We start from the raw sequence: 7,424 nt of genomic DNA, 5'->3' as shown, positions 1-7,424 counted from the left end.
TTCGCCACGGTTGGCGACCAGGACTTTGGAGAACATTGGAGCAAACTACCCCGCCGTCGACGGCCGCGGATAAATGGCATCCCACATTTCAGGATCCTCCACAAACTTCACAAAGACCCCCCTGACGTGTGCGAATTCTGCAACAGACCCGAAACAGACGAGCAAAGATTTACGTGAAGCGAAGTAAGTTCTCACGTTTTCTCCAGATATTCGATGCGGTCGGCGTCGAGCGCCGACGTCACCATCGCCGACAGTCCGGGATGGTTCTCGAGGCGCGGGTCGTCCGCGATCACCGAACGCGCGAACTCGGACGCCGCGGCGATGACGTCCTCGTGGCCGAGTAGCGACAACAGCCGCAACGTGGATGTCGTGCCCGACTGCGCCGCACCGAGAATGTCGCCCTCGCGGCGCGTGGCGAGGTCGAGTTGCGCCAGTTCGAAACCGTCGTTGGTCGACGCCACGCTCGACAATCGCTCGTAGGCGGGACCGCCCGGATTCATCTTCGTGACGAGAATGCACAGGCCCTGGTGTTTGCCACGGCCGACGCGTCCGCGCAGCTGGTGCAGCTGACTCACACCGAAACGGTCCGCGTCGACGATCACCATGATCGTCGCGTTCGGGACGTCGACGCCGACCTCCACGACCGTGGTGCACACGAGGACGTCGATGTCGCCGGCCGTGAAGTCGCGCATCACCGCATCCTTCTCGTCCGCGGGAAGCCGGCCGTGCAGCAGACCCACCCGCAGGTCCGGCATGATCGTGCCGCTCAACTCCTCGAACACCTCGACGGCGGACTTCGTCTCGGGCGCTTTCTCGTCGAACGCGTCCTCACCGTCACCCTTCTCGCCGTCTCCGATGCGCGAGCACACGACGTACGCCTGCCGCCCCTCGGCCACGTCCTCGCGGATCCGTTCCCACGCGCGCGCAACCCACTGCGGCTTCTGGGACGCGGGTACCACACTGCTCTTGATCGGTGACCGCCCCTTCGGCAGCTGGCGCAGCGTCGACACCTCGAGATCGCCGAGCACCGTCATCGCGATGGTGCGGGGAATCGGCGTCGCCGTCATCACCAGCAGATGCGGGCTCAGGCCCTCCCGCGCCCTCGACCGCAGCCGGTCGCGCTGCTCGACACCGAACCGGTGCTGCTCGTCGACCACCACCATCCCGAGATTGAAGAATTCGACGTTGTCCTGGATCAGGGCGTGCGTGCCGATGACGATCCCGGCGTCGCCGGTGATCGCCTCGTTGAGAGCGGTGCGTTTGGCGGCGACCGGCATCGACCCCGTCAGCAGCGCCACCCGTGTGGCCTTCTCGTGCGCCCCGAGTTCCCCGGCGGTCGCGAGGGAGCCGAGCATCGCCCGCAACGACCGGGCGTGCTGCGTCGCGAGGACCTCGGTCGGCGCGAGCAGGGCGCACTGGTAACCGGCGTCGACCACCTGGAGCATGGCGCGCAGGGCCACGATCGTCTTACCCGAACCCACCTCACCCTGCAGCAGCCTGCTCATCGGGTGTGGCTGCGCCAGATCGGCCGAGATCTCGTCGGCGACCGCGTGCTGACCGTCGGTGAGCTGGAACGGAAGCATCTTCTCGAACACGTCGGCGATCCCGCCGGCCACCGGCGGGCACTCGGGCGCGACTCGCTCGGCGTTGTCGTGACGGCGACGGGCGAGAACCAGCTGGAGCGCCGTCGCCTCGTCGAACCGCAGGCGGTCGTGGGCGTTCTCCACGTCCTCGCGGGTGTCGGGCAGGTGAACCGACCGGAGGGCTTCGTCGAGACCGATCAGGTCGCGTTCGGCCCGGATGGTCTCCGGCAGCGGGTCGTCGACGTGATCGAGCTGGTCCAGGATCTGGCGGACGCACTTCATGATCGTCCAGCTCTCGACGTCCCGCGTGGCGGGATAGAGCGGGATCAGCGCCCGGTCGAACACGGACAGATCGACCCCCGCACCGGGTTCCTGCGACGCCCGGGCGATTCCGGCGAGATCCCCGGCACCGCGGATCCTGTCGACGTTCACGACGGGGTCCTCGCTGCCGGCACGCGGCTCGGGAAGGATGAGGTAGCTCGGATGGGTGAGGCTCCACTTCTGGCGGAAGTACTTGACCGTTCCCGAGAACATCGCGCGCACACCCGGCTTGATCACGTGCTTGACCTTCTGCGGGCTGAAGAAGGTGACGTCCACGTTCTGGGTGTCGGTCGACAGGACCACCTTGAGCATGCTGCCCGGCCGGTTCTTCATCTTCACGACGGCCGCGGACGTGACCCGGGCGATGATCGTGATGTGCTCGCCCTCCGGCGGGTCCTTCTCGGCGAGCTCGCGGCCCTGCGAGGCGTACCGGTGCGGGTAATGCCGCAGCAGGTCCTCGACCGTGCGGATGTCGAACGCCTCCTCGAGCGCGTCGGCGGTCTTCTTCCCCAGCAGATGATCGAGCCGGTCGGACAATGTGGCCATCGAATTCCTCATTCCACCCCGAGTTGCAACAGATCTCCAGGTTGTCCACCGTGGTAGATCATCACCTCGACGCCGGGGTGCCGCTGCGAGATGTGATCGGCCAATTCAGTGTCCAGCCCCTCCGGCGCCTCCGACCCCATCAGGAGCGTCACCAGTTCGCCACCTGCGCCGAGGACGAGGTCGACGAGCCGCCGTCCGGCCCCGACCGCGTCCGGTTCGATGACGATCACCTCGTGACCCATCAGTCCGATGCCGTCGCCCGGTTCGCAGGTGCCCACGTAGGTGAGGGCCCGTTCCCGGGCGATGCGCAACGATCCCCAGCGGGTGGCGGCGGCCGCCTCCGACATCGCGAACGCGTCGTCCACCGCCTCACGTTCGGGGTCGTGCACCGCCAGGGATGCGAGTCCCTGCACCATCGCGGACGTCGCGAGCAGCAGGACCTCGTGGCGGGCGTCCCTCGCCGCGGCACTGACCGCGACGAGTTCCTGGGCCGTCAGCGCGCCGTTGGGGAGGACGAGCACCTCGGTGCGTCCCATCTGCCTGATGATGCCGAGGAGCTGGGCCCGGGTGACGGGGGCGTCGTCGCACCGGAGGACTGTCGCGCCCTCGCTCGCGAACAGTTCGGCGGCGCCGTCCCCGGCCACGACGGCGACGATGCCCCGCTCGCCCTGATCCGGCCGGGTCCGGACCGGTGGAACGAGCAAACCCTGGTCCCGCGCATCCACGAGGAAACTGCTGACCCTGATTCCGTGGATGCGTCCCGCCGACAGTCCGGCCTCCACGGCGGCGCCCGCATCCGTGCAGTGCACGTGCACCGACCAGCCTCCGCCGCCGTCTCCGACGATCACGATCGAGTCCCCGAGGGCGTTCAGCGTGGTGCGCAACTCCCCCATGCGGTCCTCGTCGGACTCCGCGACCAGGTACATCACCTCGAAGTCCTGATCCGAGCCCTCGTCGCAGTCGGGTCCGGGTCCCGGATGCGCATGCGGGCCCTGCGACGCGGGCGGCGCGACAACGGGGACGGACTCTGCGCGATGAGTGGACGGGGTGCGGCGCGGAACGTGGAGCGCGATCGGTGCGCGATCCGGCGGCGCACCCGTCACGGCCGTGACGAGAGCGTCGAGGATCACGACGAGGCCGAGTCCTCCCGCATCGACGACGCCCGCGGTGCCCAGCACGTCGAGTTGCGACGGCGTCCTGGTGAGCGCGGACGCCGCCGCATCCGCGGCTGCGCGTGCCGTGACCGCGATCGGCGCCTCGTCCGGGAACTCCGCCGCCGCGTCGGCCGCGCAGCGCAGCACGGTGACGATGGTGCCCTCCACCAGGTAGCTCACCGCGTCCGTCACCAGATTGGTGGCCATCAGCAGTCCGGTCCGGACCGTCCGGGTGTCGACGGCGGAGGTGACGGCCGCTTCCGCGACCCCTCGCAGCACCTGGGACAGGATCACCCCGGAGTTCCCCCGCGCGCCTGCAACTGCGCCCCGAGCCAGGGCGATGGCAACCTGCCGGACGTCCTTGGCGCCGCTTTCGGTGCCCGCGTACTCGTCGATCGCACCCAGTGCCGCCCGCATGGTGAACAGCAGGTTGGTACCCGTGTCGGAGTCCGGGATCGGAAAGACGTTGAGGCTGTTGATCTCCTCGCACCGCTTTTCCAGACCCGCGACGGCGGTCCGCGCCCACGATTCGAGGACTCGACCGTCCATCGGGAGCTCAGGGGCCACTGTCGTCCTCTCCGGCCAGGGGAATGGGAAGGTGCCGTCAGACTAGTCGGGGGACGATGATCGGGCCCGCGGTCCGAGCCCTTCGGGACCGGGTTTGGCCAATCCGCACTCGAGCGGCTACTCTTTCACGGTTGCCTCGTACAGGGCGCGCTTGCTGTGCCCTGTCTCCACGAGGCCAGCAAATTTCACAGTTCACTATCTTGAAGGAGTTCGCGACTATGGCTGCCGTCTGCGACGTATGCGCCAAGGGGCCCGGCTTCGGTAAGTCGGTCTCGCACTCGCACCGGCGTACCAACCGTCGCTGGAACCCGAACATTCAGACTGTTCGTGCCGAGGTTGCCCCCGGAAACACCCGGAAGGTCAACGTCTGCACCTCCTGCCTGAAGGCTGGAAAGGTTGCTCGGGGCTGACCCGACGCTGCGTGCGATGTCACTGCGCCCCCGACACTTCGGTGTCGGGGGCGCAGTTTTTTTGTGTCGCCACACCTGCCCTATTCGGCATCGTCGCAGCGCATCGGGGCACGTCGGGCACCCGCAGGGGCCCACGTAAGGTGCAACGGTGACTTCTCTCGATGGACTCAGCAAAGTACAGCTCGAAGACGGCGTCCTGCGCATCACGATCGCGACGGCGGAGAACGGCACCTCGCTGGACGGCGAGGGCATGGTGCAGGGTGCCCGGGCACTCGAAGCGGTCGGTGACCGAATCGGCAGCGTCCTTCTCGTCGGGGAGGGCCCGAACTTCTGCGCGGGCGGCAACGTCCACGCCTTCGCGGCCGCACCGGTGCGAAGCGAATACGTCGCCGAGGTAGCGCGCGTGTTCCACGAATTCGTTCGTGCGCTCGACGCTGTGACCGTTCCGGTGATCGCCGGTGTTCACGGGTGGGCGGCGGGCGCCGGCATGAGCCTCGTCTGCCTCACGGACGTCGCCATCGGCGGCCCGGGCACCAAGCTGCGCCCGGCCTACCCGTCCATCGGCTTCACCCCGGACGGCGGCATGTCCTGGACCCTCCCGCGCATCGTCGGCGACGCCCGCGCGCGCGAGATCCTGATCACCGATGCCGTTCTCAGCGGTGACGAGGCCGTCCGACTGGGAATCCTCAGCCGCCTCGTCGGCGACGACGTCGTCCAGGACGAGGCACTCCGGCTCGCCCGCACGCTCGCTGCCGGCCCGACGCCGTCCTTCTCGGGGATCAAGACGCTCGTCCGCGCCTCCCGATATCGGACGCTCGCCGAGCAACTCGACGCGGAGGCCGCGTCGATCGCCACCGCGGCCGACAGCCCGGTGGGACGCGAGGGCGTCGACGCCTTCGTCGAGAAGCGGCGTGCCGACTTCTCGTCCGTGGAGTGAAGCGGCGCGCCGACTTCTCGTCTGCGCAGGAGGGGAATTCGCCGATTACGGCAGCTGCCAGTTCACCGGCTCGGCGCCCAGGCCGTCGAGGAGTTCGTTCGCCCGGCTGAACGGCCGCGATCCGAAGAATCCGCGCGACGCGGACAACGGTGAGGGGTGGGCCGACTCGATGGTCGGCACGTCGCCGAGCATCGGTTTCAACGTGGACGCGTCCCGGCCCCACAGAATTGCGACGAGGGGTTCGGGGCGCGCCACGAGAGCGCGAATGGCCTGCTCGGTCACCGCCTCCCAGCCCTTCTTCCGGTGCGAGGCCGGAAGTCCGGGCTGCACGGTGAGAACCCTGTTCAGCAGAAGCACTCCCTGCCGCGACCACGGCGTGAGGTCCCCGGTGGTGGGCGTCTCGTAGCCGAGGTCCTTGCTGTACTCGGTGAAGATGTTGCCGAGGCTGCGTGGCACCGGGCGCACGTCCGGGGCCACCGAGAAACTGAGACCGACCGCGTGACCGGGTGTGGGGTACGGGTCCTGGCCCACGATCAGGACCTTGACCTCGGAGAACGGGTGGGTGAACGCCCTCAGGACGTTCTCTCCGGCGGGGAGGTACTCACGCCCGTCGGCGATTTCCGCGCGCAGGAACTCGCCCATCTCCGTGATCCGTCCGGACACGGGTTCGAGTGCGTCTGCCCATCCGGCCTCGACGAGGTCCGACAGCGGCGCCGCCATCAGTCGAGCCTGCGCAGCGAGTCGCGGTAGTAGGCCGCGTTCGCGGCGTACATTTTCACGTTCATCTCGAGATGCCCCTCGGGAACCTCGTAGTTCTGCCGGATCTTCGCGGGGACGCCGAGCGCCATGCTCCGCGGCGGAACCTCGAACTTGAACGGAACGACGGCGCCGGCACCGACGACCGAACCGGCACCGATGACCGAACCGTTGAGCACGATCGAACCGGACGCGATCAGGCAGTGGTCGCCGATCGTGGATCCCTCGATGTGGGCGGCGTGACCGACGACGCACCCCGAGCCGATGACGGTGGGATCGTTCGACGTGCAATGGATCACGGTGCCGTCCTGGATGTTCGTGTCGGCGCCGACGGTGATGGTGCCGTAGTCGGCGCGGAGCACGGCCTGCGGCCACACCGAGGTGCCTGCCGCCAGGGTCACGTTCCCGATCACCACGGCGTCGGGATGGACGTAGGCGTCCGGATGGATGTCGGGTTCGCGGTCCCCGAGCGCGTAGATAGCCATGCGTGCAACCTATACCGAGAAACTCTGCCAGCCGCCGGCCCCCGGCCAGGTCTCGCCGTCGACCGAGATGCCGGACCCGTCGTGCACCGCGCCGATCGTCGTCCACCCCGCCGGGAGCGGGACGTCGGCAGGAAAGGTGGCGGCGAAGCCGTGGTCCTCTCCCCCGGTCAGCACCCATTCCCAGTGGTCGGCGCCGAGAAGCTTCGCCGCCGACACCAGTTCGGGTGAGACGGCGATTTCGGATCGGGTGAGGGCCATTCCGACGCCGGAGGCGTCGCAGATGTGACCGAGATCGGCGAGGAGCCCGTCGGAGATGTCGGTCATCGCGTGCGCGCCCCCGTCCGCGGCGGCCCAGGCGGCGGAGTACGGCGGAGTGGGGACACGATGCGCGGCGAGAAGATCCGGGAAGTCCGAGGACCCGCCGACCAGCAGCGCGAGACCGGCCGCCGACCGGCCGAGGTCGCCGGCCACGGCGACGACGTCGCCCGGCCGCGCGCCCGATCGCCGGATCGGGCTCCTGCCACCCAGATCACCGAGGACGGTGACGGAAATCACGACCTGCCCGGCCTGCACGAGATCACCGCCCACGACGCCGGCCCCGAGTTCCTCCGCGCTCTCTCCGATTGCCGCCGAGATGCCGTCCGCCACGTCGATCGACGTGTCCG

General features: G+C 68.6%; 7 protein-coding genes. 2 read left to right on the top strand and 5 right to left on the bottom strand.

Going from position 1 to position 7,424, the window contains the following annotated elements; genetic code table 11:
* Window positions 1-191: 191 nt before the first annotated feature.
* The gene (recG, locus tag AZG88_RS32350; protein ID WP_061041992.1) at window positions 192-2,450 is read right to left on the bottom strand and encodes an ATP-dependent DNA helicase RecG; all 2,259 of its coding nucleotides are present in this window, start codon (window positions 2,448-2,450) and stop codon (window positions 192-194) included.
* 8 nt (window positions 2,451-2,458) lie between these two features.
* Complete coding sequence (locus AZG88_RS32345; RefSeq protein WP_061041991.1) at window positions 2,459-4,153, bottom strand: DAK2 domain-containing protein; 1,695 nt, start codon at window positions 4,151-4,153, stop codon at window positions 2,459-2,461.
* Between the two features lie 236 nt (window positions 4,154-4,389).
* Between AZG88_RS32345 and rpmB the strand changes: the two genes are divergently transcribed.
* Window positions 4,390-4,581 (top strand): 50S ribosomal protein L28, encoded by a 192-nt coding sequence (gene rpmB, locus AZG88_RS50830; RefSeq protein ID WP_005240429.1) that lies wholly within the window; start codon window positions 4,390-4,392, stop codon window positions 4,579-4,581.
* Window positions 4,582-4,729: 148 nt separating this feature from the next.
* Entirely contained in the window at window positions 4,730-5,518 is a 789-nt protein-coding gene (locus tag AZG88_RS32340) for an enoyl-CoA hydratase/isomerase family protein (RefSeq protein ID WP_061041990.1), read from the top strand.
* Between the two features lie 45 nt (window positions 5,519-5,563).
* Here the strand turns inward: AZG88_RS32340 and AZG88_RS32335 are convergent, their stop codons facing one another.
* The 3 genes from AZG88_RS32335 to AZG88_RS32325 all read right to left on the bottom strand — a co-directional run.
* Window positions 5,564-6,238 carry a uracil-DNA glycosylase gene (locus AZG88_RS32335; RefSeq protein WP_025432337.1) on the bottom strand — a complete coding sequence of 225 codons (675 nt, stop codon included), beginning with the start codon at window positions 6,236-6,238 and terminating at the stop codon, window positions 5,564-5,566.
* Window positions 6,238-6,759 carry a gamma carbonic anhydrase family protein gene (locus AZG88_RS32330; protein ID WP_005240423.1) on the bottom strand — a complete coding sequence of 174 codons (522 nt, stop codon included), beginning with the start codon at window positions 6,757-6,759 and terminating at the stop codon, window positions 6,238-6,240. Before AZG88_RS32330 ends, AZG88_RS32335 begins: the two co-directional genes overlap by 1 nt.
* A 9-nt stretch (window positions 6,760-6,768) precedes the next feature.
* On the bottom strand, window positions 6,769-7,424 hold a 656-nt coding region (locus AZG88_RS32325), incomplete at its 5' end, for an AIR synthase-related protein (RefSeq protein WP_061700181.1).

Origin of the sequence: Rhodococcus sp. LB1 (assembly GCF_001583455.1) — a bacterium.
In the GTDB taxonomy this organism is placed as follows: Bacteria; Actinomycetota; Actinomycetes; order Mycobacteriales; family Mycobacteriaceae; genus Rhodococcus_F; species Rhodococcus_F opacus.
Note: the sequence above shows the minus strand (reverse complement) of the source record. Positions and strands in the feature narration are given on the sequence as shown.

Excerpts from the sequence above, each read along its gene's own strand:
- AZG88_RS32345 (WP_061041991.1), bottom strand. The coding sequence starts at position 4,153 with ATGGACGGTCGAGTCCTCGAATCGTGGGCGCGGACCGCCGTCGCGGGT.
- rpmB (WP_005240429.1), top strand. The coding sequence starts at position 4,390 with ATGGCTGCCGTCTGCGACGTATGCGCCAAGGGGCCCGGCTTCGGTAAG.
- AZG88_RS32335 (WP_025432337.1), bottom strand. The coding sequence starts at position 6,238 with ATGGCGGCGCCGCTGTCGGACCTCGTCGAGGCCGGATGGGCAGACGCA.
- AZG88_RS32330 (WP_005240423.1), bottom strand. The coding sequence starts at position 6,759 with ATGGCTATCTACGCGCTCGGGGACCGCGAACCCGACATCCATCCGGAC.
- recG (WP_061041992.1), bottom strand. The coding sequence starts at position 2,450 with ATGGCCACATTGTCCGACCGGCTCGATCATCTGCTGGGGAAGAAGACC.